The sequence below is a fragment of the Lysinibacillus sp. FSL K6-3209 genome (assembly GCF_037976175.1).
GTDB lineage: Bacteria > Bacillota > Bacilli > Bacillales_A > Planococcaceae > Lysinibacillus > Lysinibacillus sphaericus_D.
Genome location: NZ_CP150264.1, coordinates 4,136,949 through 4,155,269 on the forward strand (window position 1 = coordinate 4,136,949; position 18,321 = coordinate 4,155,269).

General features: G+C 36.2%; 18 protein-coding genes. 7 read left to right on the forward strand and 11 right to left on the reverse strand.

From position 1 onward, the window contains the following. Nucleotides 1-10 precede the first annotated feature (10 nt). On the reverse strand, nucleotides 11-1,090 hold the full coding sequence (locus MHH88_RS20130) for a D-alanine--D-alanine ligase (RefSeq protein WP_339260264.1): 1,080 nt from the start codon (nucleotides 1,088-1,090) through the stop codon (nucleotides 11-13). Nucleotides 1,091-1,292: 202 nt separating this feature from the next. Beyond that, a complete protein-coding gene (locus MHH88_RS20135; RefSeq protein ID WP_081327861.1) occupies nucleotides 1,293-2,045 on the reverse strand; it encodes a hypothetical protein in 753 nt (250 codons plus the stop codon). Between the two features lie 171 nt (nucleotides 2,046-2,216). On the opposite strand from MHH88_RS20135, the gene MHH88_RS20140 reads away from it, so the two are divergent. Further along, nucleotides 2,217-3,404, forward strand: coding sequence for an FtsW/RodA/SpoVE family cell cycle protein (locus MHH88_RS20140; RefSeq protein WP_069508965.1), 1,188 nt, complete (start codon nucleotides 2,217-2,219; stop codon nucleotides 3,402-3,404). A gap of 82 nt (nucleotides 3,405-3,486) precedes the next feature. Here MHH88_RS20140 and MHH88_RS20145 read toward each other — a convergent pair whose 3' ends face one another. Beyond that, entirely contained in the window at nucleotides 3,487-3,624 is a 138-nt protein-coding gene (locus tag MHH88_RS20145) for an Lmo0850 family protein (RefSeq protein ID WP_004232019.1), read from the reverse strand. 477 nt (nucleotides 3,625-4,101) lie between these two features. On the opposite strand from MHH88_RS20145, the gene MHH88_RS20150 reads away from it, so the two are divergent. From MHH88_RS20150 to cls, 3 genes are all read left to right on the forward strand, one after another. Continuing rightward, complete coding sequence (locus tag MHH88_RS20150) at nucleotides 4,102-5,262, forward strand: MFS transporter (RefSeq protein ID WP_339260266.1); 1,161 nt, start codon at nucleotides 4,102-4,104, stop codon at nucleotides 5,260-5,262. 94 nt (nucleotides 5,263-5,356) lie between these two features. Beyond that, nucleotides 5,357-6,154, forward strand: a complete 798-nt coding sequence (locus MHH88_RS20155; RefSeq protein WP_339260268.1) for a YwqG family protein — start codon at nucleotides 5,357-5,359, stop codon at nucleotides 6,152-6,154. A 254-nt stretch (nucleotides 6,155-6,408) separates the two neighbouring features. Beyond that, nucleotides 6,409-7,866, forward strand: coding sequence for a cardiolipin synthase (gene cls, locus MHH88_RS20160; RefSeq protein ID WP_069508957.1), 1,458 nt, complete (start codon nucleotides 6,409-6,411; stop codon nucleotides 7,864-7,866). Between the two features lie 191 nt (nucleotides 7,867-8,057). Here the strand turns inward: cls and MHH88_RS20165 are convergent, their stop codons facing one another. The 4 genes from MHH88_RS20165 to MHH88_RS20180 all read right to left on the reverse strand — a co-directional run bounded on the left by MHH88_RS20165 (nucleotide 8,058) and on the right by MHH88_RS20180 (nucleotide 11,253). Next, nucleotides 8,058-8,828 (reverse strand): M15 family metallopeptidase, encoded by a 771-nt coding sequence (locus MHH88_RS20165; protein WP_339260270.1) that lies wholly within the window; start codon nucleotides 8,826-8,828, stop codon nucleotides 8,058-8,060. Between the two features lie 341 nt (nucleotides 8,829-9,169). Then, on the reverse strand, nucleotides 9,170-9,418 hold the full coding sequence (locus tag MHH88_RS20170) for a hypothetical protein (RefSeq protein ID WP_069508951.1): 249 nt from the start codon (nucleotides 9,416-9,418) through the stop codon (nucleotides 9,170-9,172). Between the two features lie 55 nt (nucleotides 9,419-9,473). Continuing rightward, nucleotides 9,474-10,235, reverse strand: coding sequence for a membrane protein insertase YidC (gene yidC / locus MHH88_RS20175; protein WP_025220710.1), 762 nt, complete (start codon nucleotides 10,233-10,235; stop codon nucleotides 9,474-9,476). A gap of 223 nt (nucleotides 10,236-10,458) precedes the next feature. Continuing rightward, nucleotides 10,459-11,253, reverse strand: coding sequence for a helix-turn-helix transcriptional regulator (locus MHH88_RS20180; RefSeq protein ID WP_069508948.1), 795 nt, complete (start codon nucleotides 11,251-11,253; stop codon nucleotides 10,459-10,461). A 503-nt stretch (nucleotides 11,254-11,756) separates the two neighbouring features. On the opposite strand from MHH88_RS20180, the gene MHH88_RS20185 reads away from it, so the two are divergent. From MHH88_RS20185 to MHH88_RS20195, 3 genes are all read left to right on the forward strand, one after another. After that, nucleotides 11,757-12,407 (forward strand): LytTR family DNA-binding domain-containing protein, encoded by a 651-nt coding sequence (locus MHH88_RS20185; protein WP_024361329.1) that lies wholly within the window; start codon nucleotides 11,757-11,759, stop codon nucleotides 12,405-12,407. Between the two features lie 294 nt (nucleotides 12,408-12,701). After that, complete coding sequence (locus MHH88_RS20190) at nucleotides 12,702-14,222, forward strand: succinate CoA transferase (RefSeq protein ID WP_024361330.1); 1,521 nt, start codon at nucleotides 12,702-12,704, stop codon at nucleotides 14,220-14,222. Between the two features lie 111 nt (nucleotides 14,223-14,333). Further along, complete coding sequence (locus MHH88_RS20195) at nucleotides 14,334-15,485, forward strand: MFS transporter (RefSeq protein ID WP_339260275.1); 1,152 nt, start codon at nucleotides 14,334-14,336, stop codon at nucleotides 15,483-15,485. Nucleotides 15,486-15,725: 240 nt separating this feature from the next. Here MHH88_RS20195 and MHH88_RS20200 read toward each other — a convergent pair whose 3' ends face one another. The 4 genes from MHH88_RS20200 to MHH88_RS20215 form a co-directional block, all read right to left on the reverse strand. Beyond that, nucleotides 15,726-16,040: a hypothetical protein gene (locus tag MHH88_RS20200; RefSeq protein WP_258041160.1), complete on the reverse strand. Its 315-nt coding sequence runs from the start codon at nucleotides 16,038-16,040 to the stop codon at nucleotides 15,726-15,728. A 69-nt stretch (nucleotides 16,041-16,109) separates the two neighbouring features. Continuing rightward, nucleotides 16,110-16,559, reverse strand: a complete 450-nt coding sequence (locus tag MHH88_RS20205) for a GNAT family N-acetyltransferase (RefSeq protein ID WP_339260277.1) — start codon at nucleotides 16,557-16,559, stop codon at nucleotides 16,110-16,112. Between the two features lie 328 nt (nucleotides 16,560-16,887). Next, entirely contained in the window at nucleotides 16,888-17,169 is a 282-nt protein-coding gene (locus MHH88_RS20210) for a GNAT family N-acetyltransferase (protein WP_069508933.1), read from the reverse strand. A 135-nt stretch (nucleotides 17,170-17,304) separates the two neighbouring features. Then, entirely contained in the window at nucleotides 17,305-18,234 is a 930-nt protein-coding gene (locus tag MHH88_RS20215; RefSeq protein ID WP_339260278.1) for a DUF1002 domain-containing protein, read from the reverse strand. Nucleotides 18,235-18,321 lie beyond the last annotated feature (87 nt).

The following is an 18,321-nucleotide window of genomic DNA, read 5'->3' on the forward strand; positions in this document are numbered from 1 at the left end:
ATAATCCCACTCAGTCTTTTTTATAGTGAAGCTGTTGTTTTTCTTCAAAACGCTCAAGTGCTAGTGCAATCAGTCGATTAATAAGCTCTGGGTAACTTACGTTTGTATGTTGCCAAAGAAGCGGATACATACTAACAGGTGTAAAACCTGGCATTGTATTTACTTCGTTAATATAAATGGCATGATCTGCCGTGACAAAGAAATCCGCGCGTACTAAACCACTTCCATCTAAAATTTTAAACGCACTTTTTGCGTACTCTTTTAAGCTTGTCACAACTTCTGTAGGTAGTTCAGCAGGAATAATCAATGCTGTTGAACCATCCTTATATTTTGAATCATAATCATAGAACGCTGTCATAGGCTTAATTTCACCTGGCACAGATACTTCTGGAAAATCATTGCCCAGTACAGCTAATTCAATTTCACGTGCTACAATGCCTTGCTCTACCACAATTTTACGGTCGAATTGCAATGCTACCTCAATTGCTTGAATTAGTTCCTCACGGTTCGATGCTTTACTAATACCTACACTTGAGCCTAAATTTGCTGGCTTTACAAACATCGGCCAAGACAATTTCTGTTCACAACGCGTTAAAATAGCATCTTGCTCTTTCTTCCATTCACTACGAATGAAGTACGTATATGGCACTTGTGGTAAGCCAGCAATTTCAAACAATTGTTTCATAATCACTTTATCCATACCTGCAGATGATGCCAACACACCATTACCGACATACGGAAGATTCAACACTTCCAGTAAACCCTGCACAGTTCCATCTTCTCCGTTTGTTCCATGCAGTAAAGGGAAAATAACATCAAATTGGATCGCTGCCCCGCTTTTATCAATTAAAAACGCTGTAATATTATTTTCTAAAATAATGGCATCATCACCAAATTGCAATTCTTCAATGGAATTTGCGGGTTTTTCTAAACGCTCGCCACGTCGCCATTCCCCATCTGGTGTAATGTAAATCGGATATATCTCATACTCCTCGAAATTCAAAGCTCCAGTGACTGCACACGCCGTCGACAATGACACCTCATGCTCCGCTGACTTTCCGCCGTATAATAAACCGATTCTTTTTTTCATTTTTTGTGCCCTCCACATACTTCTTGAGTATTATTAGTTTATCACGAAACGGCTTGACAAATGACATAAAAATCTCACCGTAATTTGGACGGTGAGATTTGAGTGCCTTATTCATTCAAGTTGGTCACCCAAGTAAAATGACTGACTATCACTTTCTTGAGTTCCATTCCTATTTAGCTGGTGAAATACCTGCTAAATAGCGTTAAATAATATGAATCAATTCATCGTGCTCGTTTTTCAAAATTGTATTTAAATCATCCCAGACCTCATCTGGAAAGGAATAATCTGATAAGTTACGTATTTCTATACCATATGCTGCTTTCGGCTTCTCAATGCGGTACAGCGACAATAATGCACCCTCTTTAGCAAAGGAGCGATAAGCACGCAAAAATTCCGGCGTAAGAGAAGGAATACTTGATTTTACTTTACGGCGCCAAAAACCTGTGCTTCGTTCTTTCTCTCGTATTAACGTATTAAACACATTAGCGACAAGCAAATCCGAATCACTTAAATGGCGAAAATAAATTTTCGTCATTTTCTCTACATCTGAAGAACAATAAACAAACCGATTTTGCAATTTATTAAAAAATGGCGAAGTAATCGGTTCTTTTTTATGGCTTATGTAAAGCAGTTCTCCTTGTTCCATCGGTGTCAGCTGATCTAGCCTCTTTTCATCCATAAAATCTACCCAACACAATTCTTTCGACTCCGTAGCTTTCTTTACAAAACGAGGAACTTCCTCATCTGGTATATAATCAAACTGTGTATGCATATTAAATGATCCATCTTCATAGGAATGCTTTAGTAATAGTAAGTGATGCAGTGGATCTAAAGCAGCCACAAATTGCGAGAATTTAAGCCCGCTAAATATAACAAATTTATCGACATCATTCATATGAACATATATATGATACATAAAATCTTCAGCTGACTTTAATTTCTTAGCCACATCCATCACCCCATTCTTCACTTTATTATAAAACTAAACATCATTTTTTGAAACATTTTATGCTATTTGTCGTCACAACAATATACTCAGGCGTAAAATTGTTTTTTGCGTTATAATGTTAATGTTCGACATGCGTCTGTGCGCAGATTTTAAACTATTTTATTTTAGGTGGCTTTTATGGAAAATAAACGAAATTTCGTGAACCGTTTTGACTGGACGCTCGCTTTTATACTTTTCACTTTTCTTGTCATTAGTTTATTAGCAATTGCATCCGCTCAAACTTCCGGACAATACGGTATTAATTACGTACCTTTGCAATTAAGATGGTATGTAATTGGTGCATTTATTATCGGTGTCATTATGTTTTTCGAGCCTGATCAATATAAAAAAATGGCTTGGTATATGTACGGAGCTGGAATTGCTCTTTTAGTTTTGCTTATTTTCATGCCGGAAGGTAAAGGTCAAATTGGTGAGCCAGTGAATGGTGCTAAAAGCTGGTTCCATACACCACTTGGTAATATCCAGCCCTCCGAATTTATGAAAACTTTTTACATTTTAGCGCTTGCACGCCTTATTAGTAAACATCATGAAGTCTACTCTTTAAGATCCATTAAATCGGACTTCATTTTACTAGGTAAAATCGCTATAACGTTGATTATACCACTTGGTATTATTATGAAACAGCCTGACCTTGGTTCAGCACTTGTTTTCTTTGCGATTACTGCTGCACTTGTTATCGTAGCAGGTATTTCTTGGAAAATTTTATTACCTACTTTTTTAGGTGGCGCTGTCGTCGGAGGAAGCCTCCTGTGGATGGCACTTTACATGCAGGAATTTTTAGAAAAAACATTTGGCTTTAAAGCGTACCAGTTTGCCAGAATATACTCTTGGCTAGATCCATATTCGTATTCATCGAGTGATGGATACCATTTGATTACTTCCTTAAACGCAATTGGTTCTGGTGAAATCTTCGGTAAGGGCTTCCGTGGTCGTGAAGTGTACGTAGCCGAAAATCATACGGACTTCATCTTCACCGTTATCGGCGAGGAATGGGGATTTATTGGTGCAAGTATAGTAATCTGTATTTTCTTTTTGTTAATCTATCATTTAACAAAAACTACATTATTATTGAAAGACCCTTTTTCAACTTATGTTTGTGCAGGTATTATTGCGATGATTACGTTCCATGTGTTCGAGAATATCGGGATGACAATTCAGCTCCTACCGATTACAGGTATTCCACTTCCATTCATCAGTTATGGAGGGAGTTCTTTAATGGGGAATGCACTGGCCATCGGGCTAGTCTTTAGCATGCGTTTCCACTATCGTACTTACATGTTTACAACGTATGATGAAGAGGATTAAAAAGTTTGAATACTAAATAAAAAAGAATGGATAGTCTCTCTATTTTCGAAAGAGAACTATCCATTCTTTTTTGTAAAATGAGTTAAGCTTGAACTTGCGGAGTTTGCGTTGGTGGTGTCAGCACTTTTAAAAGTTCAAGTCGAGACTTCGTTACAGTAGCCGTCACACCCAACTTCGATAAATTCGAAACAATCTTTTTCAAATCTACTTCCTTCGTCATACATTCCACCTCAATCTTTTCTCGATTTTATATAACGTTTTATTTCCAAAAAAGTTTCATTTTTTCTAAGTGTTAGATGTCAGACAAGTTTATCTGTATCTATCATACCATTTAACTCGCCTTTAATATTTTTCAATTTTGTTACAATGTAAATTATGTTTAAAGGTCACTTTTTTAGGCAAACAAAATACACTATAGAATAAAATTCGATAAATACATTATTAGCCCATCAAATCCATTCTATTCGTCGTTCTTCATTATTTTTTGACCAGCCAGCAGGAACAATCTTCTACTAAAAGAGGGAATGAAAGAAGGAATAAATATAGTGGATGAACCGTTACGCAAAATCATAACTTAACACAGACTAAATCAATCCTTATCTTGGTTTCAAACGCTTCCCCACCGTTCCCTTGTAATAGCAAGAACAAGAGAGGTAGAATATACATACTGAAATATTGTAAGAAAGCAGGAAATTAAATGATAAAACCAATTTTACTCTTAATGTCAGTGCAATTTCTCGTCTACCTAGGCTTTGGAATTATTATTCCTGTCCTACCAGAGGTCATCGTCCAACACGATTGGCAAAACATCCATGTAGGCGGTTTACTGACAGTGTATTCTCTTGCAAGTTTTTTTACCGCACCACTTTGGGGAAAGCTTTCTGATAAAGTTGGTCGTAAGCAACTCATTTTAACGGGATTGGTAGGATTCAGTCTTAGTTTCATTATTTTTTCAATGTTCATTGATCATTTAACAATGTTATACGTATCACGTATCGTGGGTGGCTTATTCTCAGGTGCATTGTATACAGCTGTAACAGGCTTTATTGGTGACATGTCGAGCGAGGAAGATCGTAATAAGTACATGGGTTTTATGGGCATGTCCATTGGTCTAGGTTTTATCTTCGGTCCTGCAATTGGCGGCATGTTAGGTCATTATAGCTTGCAATTACCATTTATCGCATCAGCAGCTTTAATCGCGCTATTATTTATTTATGCAACTTTCGTCTTAAAAGAACCAGAAAAACGAAAAGATATAACAAAAAGAGCAATTGTCCCAAAAGGTGTTGGCAAAATGCTGCAATATCGTGTTCGTTATTTATTTATGTTCTCGTTCTTAGTGACTTTTATGCTCGCAGGAGTAGAAGCAACATTCCAACTTTTTCAAATTGATCGTATACAAATAACACCTTTGCAAATCGGTTATTTATTTATGTTTAGTGGCTTTGTAGATGCAGCCATACAAGGTGGCGTAGTTCGTCGCATTAAAAATGGCACAGAAACATCTTGGCTCATTGGAGCTCAAATCATTACAGCAATCGGTATGCTTTTATTTACTTTAACAGGCAATCTATTGATGGCAGGTTTTGCACTTTGTATCTTTACAGCCGGAAATGCCCTTGCAAGAACATGTGTCGTGTCATTATCCTCCAAAGAATCTGGCGGCCAATATGGTACAGCAGCAGGGCTTTCCTACTCAATGGATAATTTAGGGCGTATTCTCGGGCCTCTATTTTTCACATGGTTATTTACCGTGCAATCTAATCTTGGCTACTATATTGCTGCAACTATCGCAATTATCTCGATTATTTTGATCTTTATTTATAAGGCTTCAAATAAAACTTTAAGACTTGAATAATTTTCGCACTATATGTCGTAACTAATAGCAACAGATGTATTTGTTAAACTTATATGACATCCATGTTTGAAAGCGTAAACTCGGAGGATACTGCATGAATAAAACAATAAATTTTTCTCTTCCAAGAGAGCTCGAACCATTACGTTCTGAAATTGAAGATTCGTTACTGTCTGTGATTACTATATCGCTATGTAAATGCTCAACTACAATAACAGAGAGTAAATTTGCCGGTGAACCTTATTTACCCTATTATCAAACAGTTCCAAAGGACATTACTGGTGAAACGATGCGTTTATTAGCTCAAATAAATTTTGCAGAAATACCAATAATACAAAATTTTCCTACACAAGGTATTTTACAATTTTTTATTTCATCTAATATTTTTACCAATGCGGCACATTATAAGGAAGACATTTTTCAACAGTTCTATAAGGTACGATTTTATCCAACATTAGAAACAAAAACAGCCATGCCAACGCAAGAAAAACCTTCTGTGACGTCAGATGATTGGTTTCCTATTAAAGAAGAGTTATCGCTACAATTCCACTTTACACAGGAACCTGTCTCAGCTTTAGATTATCGAGCTGTACACTATTTACCGAGTCTAATATGTGCACCAAATCATGATGTTAATTTGCACGAAATTTACTTACAGCATTTTTTAGGAGCTGGCGCTAAAATAGGCGGATACGCATATTTTTTAGAGGAAGACATTCGGCACGAATCTCATCTGCTACAGAGATATGATGTACTTTTACTACAAATTGATACCAATGACGAGTTCGGTATTATGTGGGCGGATAGTGGCGTAGGGAAGTTCTTTATCAATCGTGATAAACTTCTTCAACAAGATTTTAGCGATATACTATTTCAATGGGAACATTATGTATAACCTAGCCGATTCCCCTCTTTCTTTTTAAAATGAATAGATAACTAGCAGGCCCCAGCACTAATTTTTTGTGGTGGGGCTTGTCTGATTTTAATCATCAGTTCTAGCTGTACCCTTAAATCAAAAAATCAAAGGGATTGCCTCTACTTTTGATGGTATTTTTTTGTGATAATAACAAATCACTTACTGTCCTTTCTTTCCACCTGTGAAGTAAGCTATACTAGATATAATGTGAAATATAGTAAAGGGGTGCAGGAATGAGCATTTTTACAGATGTAGAATATCTAGTACCTTTAATTTTATTCGTAAATATCTTATCTGCGATGACAATTATATTTTTAGAGCGTAAAGATGCTAGTTCTACATGGGCATGGATTCTTGTCCTATTTTTCTTGCCATTAGCTGGATTTATTTTATATTTACTACTTGGCAGACAACTGCGCAGGAAACATTTGTTTCGTTGGGAAGGGCGCAAAGACATTGGGATTGATAATCTGATTAGCTATCAAATAGACACCATACGAGATAATACGTTTGAGTTTCGTATTGAAAATGCCGAAAATTATAAAGAAATGATTTATATGCATTTAAAAACAAATAATGCGGTATTAACCCAAGACAATCACCTTGCTATTTTTGACGATGGTGCAGACAAATTTGAACAGCTATTAAAAGATATCGAAGCAGCTAAAGATCATATCCATATTCAATATTACATCTTCCGCTTAGATAATTTAGGTACACGTCTTATTGACACAATGATTAAAAAGGCAAAACAAGGAGTCAAAGTAAGGCTCTTATATGATGAAATGGGCTCTCGCAATGTAAAAAGAAGACATTTTAAGAAACTCCTTGAAGCGGGCGGCGAAGTGGAAGTATTTTTCCCTTCCATATTCCCACTTCTTAACCCACGTCTCAACTTTAGAAATCACCGTAAAATTGTAGTAATTGACGGTCGTATTGGGTATATCGGGGGCTTTAATGTAGGAGATGAATACCTTGGCCTTCAAAAGAAATTTGGCTATTGGAGAGATACGCATTTACGTATTGAGGGAAGCGCTGTCCACCCACTGCAAACACGCTTTTTATTAGATTGGAATCAAGCATGCGCACAGCAAAAGATGGGTTATTCTGATCGTTACTTCCCTGCTATCCCGAAAAAAGGTGATGTCGGTTTACAAATCGTTTCGAGTGGACCTGACTCTGATTGGGAACAAATAAAAATCGGCTATTTAAAGCTGATTAATATGGCCAAGAGATATATTTATATTCAAACCCCTTATTTTATTCCTGATATTAGTTTTTTAGACGCCATAAAAATTGCTACATTATCAGGCATTGACGTACGTATTATGATTCCTAATAAGCCGGACCATATGTTTGTTTATTGGGCAACATACTCTTACGTAGGCCAATTATTACGTGCAGGGGCAAAGGTTTATATTTATGAAAAAGGATTTATTCATGCTAAAGCTATTATTATTGACGATGAAGCATCTACAGTAGGAACAGCAAATATCGATGTCCGAAGTTTTAGTCTAAACTTCGAAGTCAATGCCTTTATCTACGATTCCAAAATTTCCCACCAATTAGCTGAGCTATTTGAAAAGGACATTTTAGATAGCACAGAATTAACTTGGGAAATGTATCAAAACCGTTCAAGCATGATAAAATTCAAAGAATCCATCTCACGCTTATTAACACCAATATTGTAATAATCCCTTTATTAATTGGGTACAAAAGAAAAAGTGTTAGATTGATTGCAGTCAATCTAACACTTTTTGCTATGGTTCGCTACAGTGACTACTTCCCTGTTGCACTCTGTAACGTTGCGTGCGTTTTGAGCTAAAGACATCGCCTTTTTATTACTAACGCTCGCTTTAGGTTATGTCTCCAAGCTCTTTTTTTATTGTGCACCTAAATACTCTTCTAACGTGCTATTCTGTTTTTTAATTTTCTTAGCAATGTCGATTCCAACATAACGATAATGCCAAGATTCATACATGTAACCTGTTAAATGCTCCTTATTTTGAGGGAACCGTAAAATGAAACCATATTCTGCAGCATGCTCGAATAACCATTTTCCTGCAGGTGTTTCACCAAACTCCTCCGTCAGCCATAAATCTTCTTTGCCAACTTCACCAATATCAAACGCTAAGCCTGTTTGGTGCTCAGAAAAGCCTGGACGTGCACTATAGCGGTCTGCAGCAGCCTGACCATCGCGCTTAACATAATTATTGTATAATGTTGTTTGATATTCATAAGAACGATATCCACTAAAAGCGACTAAGTTAAAGCCCTGCTGTTTAGCTTCTGCTATCATCTTATTTAACGCTTGACGTGCCTCCGGATTTTCACCTGGTGCAAATGTGGATGGTAGTGGATATTTTTTATTGGCTAGTAAAATACCATCAATATAAGTAGGCTCTGTCGGCATTGCTTGATTTGGGTAATAGCCGTTTTCGTCTGGCTGTTCTTGTGGTTCAGTTACATTTTCAGGTGTTTTTGGTTGCTCTTTTGTAGGATTGTCTTTTTTGCCTTGTTCTGCTACTGGTTGATTTTCATCTGACGCTACATTGACTTGATTATTCTTATAGTTAATCACTATAAAAATAGATACGATCAGTGCCGCTGAAATAATAGCGCCAATAATAAGTGGTAGACGATTTTTTTTCATTTTTTTGCCCCTTTTGTGTAGATGCAGGGTTGCTAAACAAAACGAGATTTCAAAATCAGGTCGTTGCAATGGGAGTTTGAGCAACCCTAAGACCTTTAATCAATTACACCTCGGCGGAATGGCGTCAAGATTTTTTTCAAAACGACTCGAAAGGCTTTTTCTACATCTTTGACAGCCGCCAAGTATTTAACTTGTTTCAGCAAGGTTTGCCCTCACCGTTTGCGAGTACATACATGGCACTTATTGTAGTTGGAAAGGCTTCTGCCAAAGCAAGTTAATACACTATATTTTGATAGTTTTATTTTATCACTGTTCACATTTTTAAGTGTAGCTTTTCCCCATTATTCTGTAAAAATAATAATAAGCACCGCGATTGAAGCAATAGAGAAAAAGATTGCCATATACTTCATCCATTTCGCCTCTTTAACATATCCTTGTTCCTTAAAACTCTTCGCTCTAAAGCCGTTTGACAAGGCAAACATTATAGTCATTGCTAGCACCGCTAAATTAAAATGCCCGATAATAATGCATACAATGGCCGCAATACTAAATACTGCAACTAAAATTGAAGATATCCATTTTATATTCATGCTGTTTTCCTCCTAAAAAAAATCGAGGCTACAACGCGCCTCGACATTAATTCATTTATGATTCTGCTTTTTCGGGATGCTCCGAATAGTATTTTCGACCAATATACGTTTGAAGAATTAGTAATGCACCACTGACAGACCAGTAAAGAGGTAGTGCTGCCATAGAAGACATAGAAATAAAGACAATCATAATTGGCGAAATGTAAATAAACATCTTCATTTGCTTTTTTTGTTGCTCTGGTACAGTCCATAAAGAAACTCGTGCTTGTACCAAATAAACAATCCCCGCAATTATTGTCATCACAATGTCTGGTGAACCTAAGCTAAACCATAAGAACATATGTGATTTCACATCGGCAGAATATAAAATTGAGAAGTAAAGACCCATAATGATTGGCATTTGAATTAACATTGGTAAACAGCCCATATTTAAAGGATTAACACCATGTTTTTGGTACAACGCCATCATCTCTTGCTGATATTGCATTTGTTCTTCTTTTGTCTTTGCTTCCTTCATTTTTTTCTGAACGGCTTCCATTTCAGGTTTGAAGGCATCCATTTTCGTTTTCATCAATTGTTGCTGACGATAGTTTTTCAACATAATCGGCATTAAGACTAAACGGATAAGAACCGTGATAGCGATGATTGCTAAACCATAGCTACCTGAAAAAATATCATTTCCGAAAAACTCCAGTAAAAATTCCATAGGTTTTACAAAAACACTATAGAAAAAGCCTTCTTTGTTCTCAACTGCTTTACAGCCACTTAATACAAAAACAACAAGCCCAAGCATTGATAAAAGCTTCAAATTTTTCATTTTTCCACCTACTATTATTTTTCAACTAATGTGAAGTATACCTTATTAAGACTACCTTTATCAAATAGCAAGCGCTACTTATCAAATACGCTTAGGCGTTAAAGGAAGCGTGACACAATGGTAGTTTGTTCACATAAAAAAGATGCGCGCTTTAGCATCGCTAATACAATCGCATCTTACAGTATGTTCTTATTCATTGAGTGCCATTTATTGTCCCACAAGATTAAGCGTTTTGCATCTCCGCCTCGTTCATTTCAAAACGGTAAAATTCATGATGCAGCTCATCACGAAAATGTTTAGGTGTTACTCCTGTATATTTCTTAAAAATACGCGTGAAGTAACTCTGATTACAAAAATGGAATTGGTCTGAAATGGATGTAATACTCTTATTCGTATGTCGTAGGTAATATTGCGATTCCTCTACGCGACGAACATTTAAATACTCGACCAATGTAATGCCCACATGTTCTCTGAAAATACGCGACAAGTGACTTGTACTAATATGGAAGTTATTCGCGATACTCTCCACTGTTAAATCATTCTCTAGCTCATCATTAATATACATAATCACTTTATTAACTGTCTGATGACGGAAAGTCGGTTGCTTTCTATCTGCGATAAAATACACAAAGAAATCAATTAAATCATCAGCAAATTGCAAAAATTCTGCGTCTTTCATCTGATTTTCAATCATATCATTACAAGCAATATTAAAAGCAAAGGCTTTCTTCGAAGGTACTTGATTGTCTAGCAATTTACGAGCAACAATCGACGACAAAACGGAAAAATAACCTCGCACTATTTTAATGACCTGCTTGCCAAAACGTATAGAAAGAATATCAATTAATTCATGCAAAGATTTTTTAGCCTTTGCAGATTCTAAATGGTAAATTTCAAATATTAATTTTGACTCAATATTAAAAAATTCTTCTACACCGATGTATTGGTTAATATTATCGATTTCTTGGAAGTATCTTTTTGATATCGTTTCTGACATAGAATGTTGATGTAGTTGCATAATCTTCCCCATCTTTCCTCAGAGTGCACGAATTACATTACAATATTTGACATCAAATTACAATTTCTAAATAAGAAAAAAGTATTTACTTATTTATCATATGAATTGAGTCCTATTACACAATTATATCTTGAATATAGCTTAAAAATAACCTAACTTAAACTCTAGTATTAAAAAAAATATACTTTAAAGTGAATTTTACCATATTCTGCGATTTCCTTTCAACCACATTTTGTACATCGTCCTAGTTCTAATTTATCATATAAATACAGTAGAAACCTTGTAAACTTATTAATAGACATTTAAATTTTACCATATACATATTAAAAATAATTAGTAATTAATTATAATACCTTGAATTTTATGTAAGTCAATTTTCATCTTTTTAATGTAGCAATCGACATATCTCTATTTTATTCCGAAATCTTCTCTATATAATTTATACGAATATGTAGTAAAATAGATGATAATACTATTTTTAAAAGTAAAATGAGGTGCTAATAGTGGATCCAAAGCAAATAGAAGAAATCATGGAGATTATAAAGGAGTTTTTCCCTGAGAATACTTCAATCGCAATTTCTGATACAAATGAATACTTGTACTACCAACCGAGCAAAAAAGTTGATTTAAAAATTAAGCCAGGTGACCCTATCAAAGAAGGCTCAGCTGCACACAAAGCTTTAAGCTATGGGCAAAAAATCAGCACCTATATCGAACCTGATGTATTTGGTGTTGCATACTATGGCATGAGTATTCCTTTAATGGAAGAAGGCGAAACAAAAGGTGCAATTACAGCAATCTTCCCGCAAAAGCCATCAGCATTTTTAACAAACTACATCACGATTAAAATCGATGACTGTTGGTATCCGATTAAACATGATCAAGTGATTTATCTTGAAACACAGCTACGTAAAACATTTGTGAAAACAATGGGGCGCGAAGGTTATCACCGTTTAAACTTAAGTGATTTAGAGCTATTTTTAGCGCCAGATTCATTTATTAGATGTCACCGTTCATACATTGTAAACATCGATTATATTGATGAAATTCAACCAGATTCACATTCAACTTTCTTATTAATTATGAAAGATGGAACGCGTATCCCTGTTAGTCAACGCTACGCAAGTTACTTCCGTCGTTCTTTAGGCTTCTAATTTCTTAAGTACAGCAGGTATCCTCTTAAGGGAACTTGCTGTACTTTTTTAAATTTAACGCTTACATAATACATAGCGCTACATTAAAACGTTTTCTCTGTCGAAAAAGCATTCTTCCGCTCGATTTTCCTTCGTTTACTTAATTTAATGCTATTTATAAAGTTTTTGTGACAAATTGGTGATAGTATTAATCAAATGGTTGGAGTCATACTACAACTAAATAAACAGAAAATTCTTACACGTTTTTTCTAGTTTTGTTATCGGTTTCCATCAAATTTAGGGGAGGATTTTTTAATGGATGCAATCATTCAAAAACGCTTAGGTAATAAGGAGCTTGAAAGCAAAGTCGTATCTGCTGATGTAGCTGCAGCACTTCTTTCTGACGGTGATGTAGTAGGTATGAGCGGATTCACTCGTGCTGGGGATGCAAAAGTTGTTCCTATGGCATTAGTGGAACGTGCTAAAAACGAAAAATTCCAAATTGATGTATATACTGGTGCTTCTTTAGGGCCAGAAGTAGATAAGTATTTAGCTGAAGCTGGCGTTATCCGTAAACGCGGACCATTCCAAGCTGACGCTGGTATTCGTAATCAAATCAACGCTGGTAACGTAATGTACGTTGACGCTCACCTTTCTCACAACGCAGAGTTAGTTCGTCAAGGTATTATCGGACCAATTAAATATGCAATTATTGAAGCAGCTGCAATTACTGAAGATGGCTATATTATCCCAACTACTTCAGTTGGTAACTCACCAATCTTCGCTCAATACGCTGAAAATATTATTATTGAATTAAATATTTCTCACCCAGAATCATTAATTGGTATTCACGATATTTACGTTCCAGGCGAACAAGGTAAACGTGATGTCATTCCAATGACAAAACCAAACCAACGTCTTGGTGAAATTGGTATTAAAGTAGACCCTGCTAAAATTAAAGCAATTGTTATTTCAGAAGAGCCAGATGCACCTTCAATGATCGTGCCTCCAGATGAAGAAACTCAAACAATGGCTAACATTTTACTTGATTTCTTCCGTTCTGAAATCAAAGCTGGTCGCTTAACAAATACGCTAGCACCAATTCAATCTGGTGTAGGTTCTGTTGCAAACGCTGTACTTGATGGTTTTGCAGATTCTGAATTCGAACACTTATTTGTTTACTCTGAAGTACTACAAGATGCAGTATTTAATTTAATTGATGCTGGTAAAGTAGACTTCGCATCTGCAGCTTCTATCACACTTTCAGAAGAACTACAAAAACGTGTATTCGGCAACATGGAACACTATGCAGATAAATTATGCTTACGTCCACAAGAAATTTCTAACCACCCAGAGCTTATCCGTCGTTTGGGCTTAATCTCAATCAACACTGCTCTTGAGTTAGATATCTATGGTAACGTAAACTCTACTCACGTTTCAGGTACAAAAATGATGAACGGAATCGGCGGTTCTGGTGACTTCGCTCGTAACGCTCGTCTGGGTATTTTTGTAACAAAATCTTATGCAAAAGGTGGCGCAATTTCGTCAATCGTACCAATGGTTTCTCACGTAGACCATACAGAACACGATGTTGACGTAATCGTTACTGAGCAAGGTATTGCTGATTTACGTGGTCTTGCACCAAAAGAACGTGTACCTTTAATTATCGAGAACTGTGCACACCCTGATTACAAAGAGCAATTATGGGATTACTACAACCGTGCTGTAGAAGCAACAGGTAACCAACAAACACCTCATATTTTAGAAGAGGCTCTTTCTTGGCACGTAAACCTTGCTAAAAACAAAACAATGAAAAAAGAAATTGCTAAAGCTTAATAGTAGCAATTCTAGAACGCCTAATAAGTTTAAAACAACTTATTAGGCGTTCTTTTTTGTCGAAAATGGTATAATAAACTCACTATGTCGTAATTAGCAGTCGGAGGAGTTATGAAGAAATTTATTTATATAATTATATTCTTTTCATTTTTTGACCTATTTACTCAGCTTCCTGTTATGAGTACATATGCAGAATCTCTCGGTGCCTCTGCTTTTTTAACCGGACTTGCAGTTGGTATGTATTCTCTTTCTAATACATTCGGGAATATTATTTCGGGTTTTTTAACAGACCGTAAAGGACCCTTTGTTATTTTAATTGTCGGTCTACTGACAACGGGTCTATCATTGACTTTATATAATTTAGTAGATGCACCGTTTGCCCTCCTTATCGTTCGTTTTATACATGGCTTGGTTGCCGGCTTTATTGTTCCTGCGGCTTTTACATTTCTAGCTAATGCCACCGACCAAGAAAAACGGGGCAAAGGTAGTGCCATTTCAGGTGCATTTGTAGGTATTGCGGCCATTGTGGGTCCAGCATTTAGTGGTATTTTAGCAAGTCGTACTAGTGTACCTTTTGTCTTTAATATCACTGCAAGTTTTATGCTAGTGTTAGGTATCCTTTCTTTCTTTTTACTACAGGCTAATCATGCCAAAAAGGACAAAACATCTTCTAAAACATATATCCCGATAAGTGTATTTTTTCATAATATAGGTACGTTAAAGGCATTTTCAGGAGCATTCTTTTTAATGTTTTCCCAAGGTGTTATTGCTTATTTACTGCCTTTAAAAGTCCAAACTTTAGGCTTCGACTCACGCTTAAGTGGTACATTAATGAGTGCATTCGGTATTGTCGCTGTACTAGTCTTTATATTGCCGACAAATCGCATTTTTGATAAAGTAGCTCCGATAAAAACATTATCCCTCGGTATTGGTTTAATGGGCGTCAGTCAAATACTGATTAGTCAGGCTGATTCGAGTACTCTCCTTTATATAGCTATGGCTTGTTACGGTATTGGCTTCGGTTTGTTATTCCCATCTGTGAATTCGCTATTAATTGATTCTACGACAGTTGAAATCCGTGGGAAAGCATACGGCTATTTTTATGCATTTTTCTCATTGGGAGTTGTACTAGGCTCCTCATTGCTCGGATGGTTATCGCTCGGTGTAGTCAGTGGGTTTATATTTACAGGCATTATCTTAATCACCTTTGCTGGTATAACACTTATTCCACATAAAAAGAGGCAATCCCATACATCACTTTAAGTAGAGTATTGGACTTCCTATTTTTTAAAAACGTATAGTAGCAGGACTATTTCTTCTAACTAATACTGGCACTTTGTATTGTGCTATCTTTTAAAGCGTAAAAATCCACTGCGCTTTCCGGCGGGCACACCGTAAGCCGCAACCCTCGCTAACGCGCGGCTTGTTGCGTCTTACATTGCGTGCTTTCCCGCTGGAGTCTTCGTGGATTTTTACTTTAAAATTGTTTGAGTGCCTGGCACCTTACTTTTCTTTTTCTTGTATTTCTTCATTGTAGAAATGAACGCCTGTATGTCCTCCACCTTCAGAAACCATTTCATTGGAAGCTAGCTTTGTAGGCGCTGTACCCGCTTCAGTTACTACTTCGGCTGTGATACGCTCCGCAACTCGATCATCCATATCCACATTCGATGTATTCACAAAAGATCCTAGTTTAGCTTTCATACTGTTAAACATATCCATTGCTTTATCACGGTTTTCTTTTTTGCTTAAATAAGATGCTGCAAATCCTGCTAATCCCGCAAGCACAACACCTGTCCCTTTATTCTTTGCCATCATAAATCCCTCCTAAAAATATAGAAATTGGCCTTATACTATAGCTTTTCCCTATTCTTAGAGGACTAAACATTATTTTTTTGCTTGATATAGCATATCTATATGCGGCAGGCTATCGTAAATATACGGCGCAGAAACTTGTTGAAAGCCAAAAGAACTATAAAATTTTTTTAAATATTCCTGTGCTTGAATAAATACTTCTGAACCTGACCATCTGTCTTCAATTATCTCTAGAGCTAAGCGAATCATGTCTTTCCCAAGTCCAGTACCCCGCATTTCCTGACTTGTTATCACTCTACCAATGGATGCCATTGTAAATTTTTCACCTGGGGGTAATATACGAGCATAAGCGCATAATTTATCATTTTTAACATATGATAAATGTATAGAGTTTTGATCATGGTTATCCAAATCCTCATAACAGGTTTGTTGTTCAACAATAAAAACATTTACTCTTAGCTGAATTATTTTATACAGTTCTTCCGTCGTTAATTCATCGTACGTCTGTATTTTCCAAGACATTCACAATCACTCTCCTAGTCGATATTATCGCATAATTCGAATATTTTTACGTAATTCTTTATTATTTTGTACTTATTTATGATTAGCACTGACAATATGAGGGAAATAATGAAATAGTACAAACGATAGGAGGATGTTCTTTATGAAAGATTTAGATTTAGTATATGATTGGGTAGACATGGCTTCTTTAGTAGGTGGCGCAGGCTTTTTAACATTCCTTATTTACGGTATTGTTTTTCTATAATGGCGAAGATGGAAAAGTTCTATATTAAAACCTAAAAAGCAATCCGCATAGTAGCTCTAAGCTATTTAGCAGATTGCTTTATTTTTATTGTTTTACATCGTCATAAGCATCAGATTTTTCAAATGCTGCAACTACATACGAACAAACTGCTACCATTTTGTAATTATTTTCACGCGCATAATCTGCTGCACGATCTAATAATTTTTTGGCAACTCCTTGCCCACGGAGCTTATCTGATACATAAGTGTGATCCATGACCATTACTTGGCCTTCCTGTTTCCATGTAATTTCCGCTAACTGTTCCCCATCTTGCTTATAAACAAAAGCTAGTTTGTTTTCCGTTACATTTTGTAATTGGAATTCCATTTCTCACCACTCCTTTTTTTCATAGTACCATAGCTTTTTGCATTTTTACAAAAATAGTAGACGACGTATCGTTTAATAGTTCATCCGTATAAAACAAAAAAGCTCCACTGCCATCTAGGACAGAGAGCTTTTCAATTAGTTAAACCATGTTGAAATTGTATCTTTTAAATCTGCAAAGAAATTTTTCACACTCGTCCAGAAGCCTTCATCTTCCATCAGCGCGCCAAATTTTTCTTGTATTGTATTACTAATATCATCTAATTGCTCGGACCATTTACTAAAATCAATATCTAGATTACTAATTTTGTCCATCAAATCAACTAATAACTGACGATCTTGTTCACTTAAATTAATCTCTAATTTATCTAACTGCTCTTGGACGATTTTTTCCACGTCTTCACGCGTTGCCGGTTTTCGTTCAGCAATTTGCTTTTTGATTTCTGTTAGTAACTCCGCTACCTTCGCATCATCTACTCCTGCAGAATCAGCAATTGTAGTTGCGACAGATAGTTCTTCATTGGCAACGTCCGTACGCTCTATATCTAACGTTTTACCCGTTGTTACCTCATAGGCCTTATAAATACCAACAAGCGCAGAATGACCTGTTACAGCCTTTGGAGCGGCTACTTGCACGGTCGCATCTTCAATCCCCGCAGTCAACATGGCATTTGCATACATTTCTGACGTTACTTGTGTAATATTTGACGGTGTGACGATTTCAATAACTAAGCCTTTACCGGCATCCTTCCGTGTAATTTTGGCAGAAGAATACATACGCGAGCTTGCATTACTGTCTTTAATGTATTTAGCTAAGTCGTTCCCTGATACTGTTATTTCCTCAACTTCAGGATTTTCATTTACTTTTAACGATTTTTTCACAGAATCTTTTTCGGCTTCGGATAGGTTTGCACCATACACCACAATTGGTACACCTAGCTTTTCATCTATTGCATTTGGCGTCGTATTGTCAGGTGTCGTATTGTCTGCTGCAAATCCCGTTGTTGGTGCCAGCACACCAAATACTAGCATCGTAGCTACTAGTATTTTCCCCCATGTTTTTTTCAATTTGTGTGACCCCTTTCGCTAGAAATCATTTAGCCTGTATAATGTATGTCATCATACAGTTATTAGTACGAAAAAATGACGAGAAGG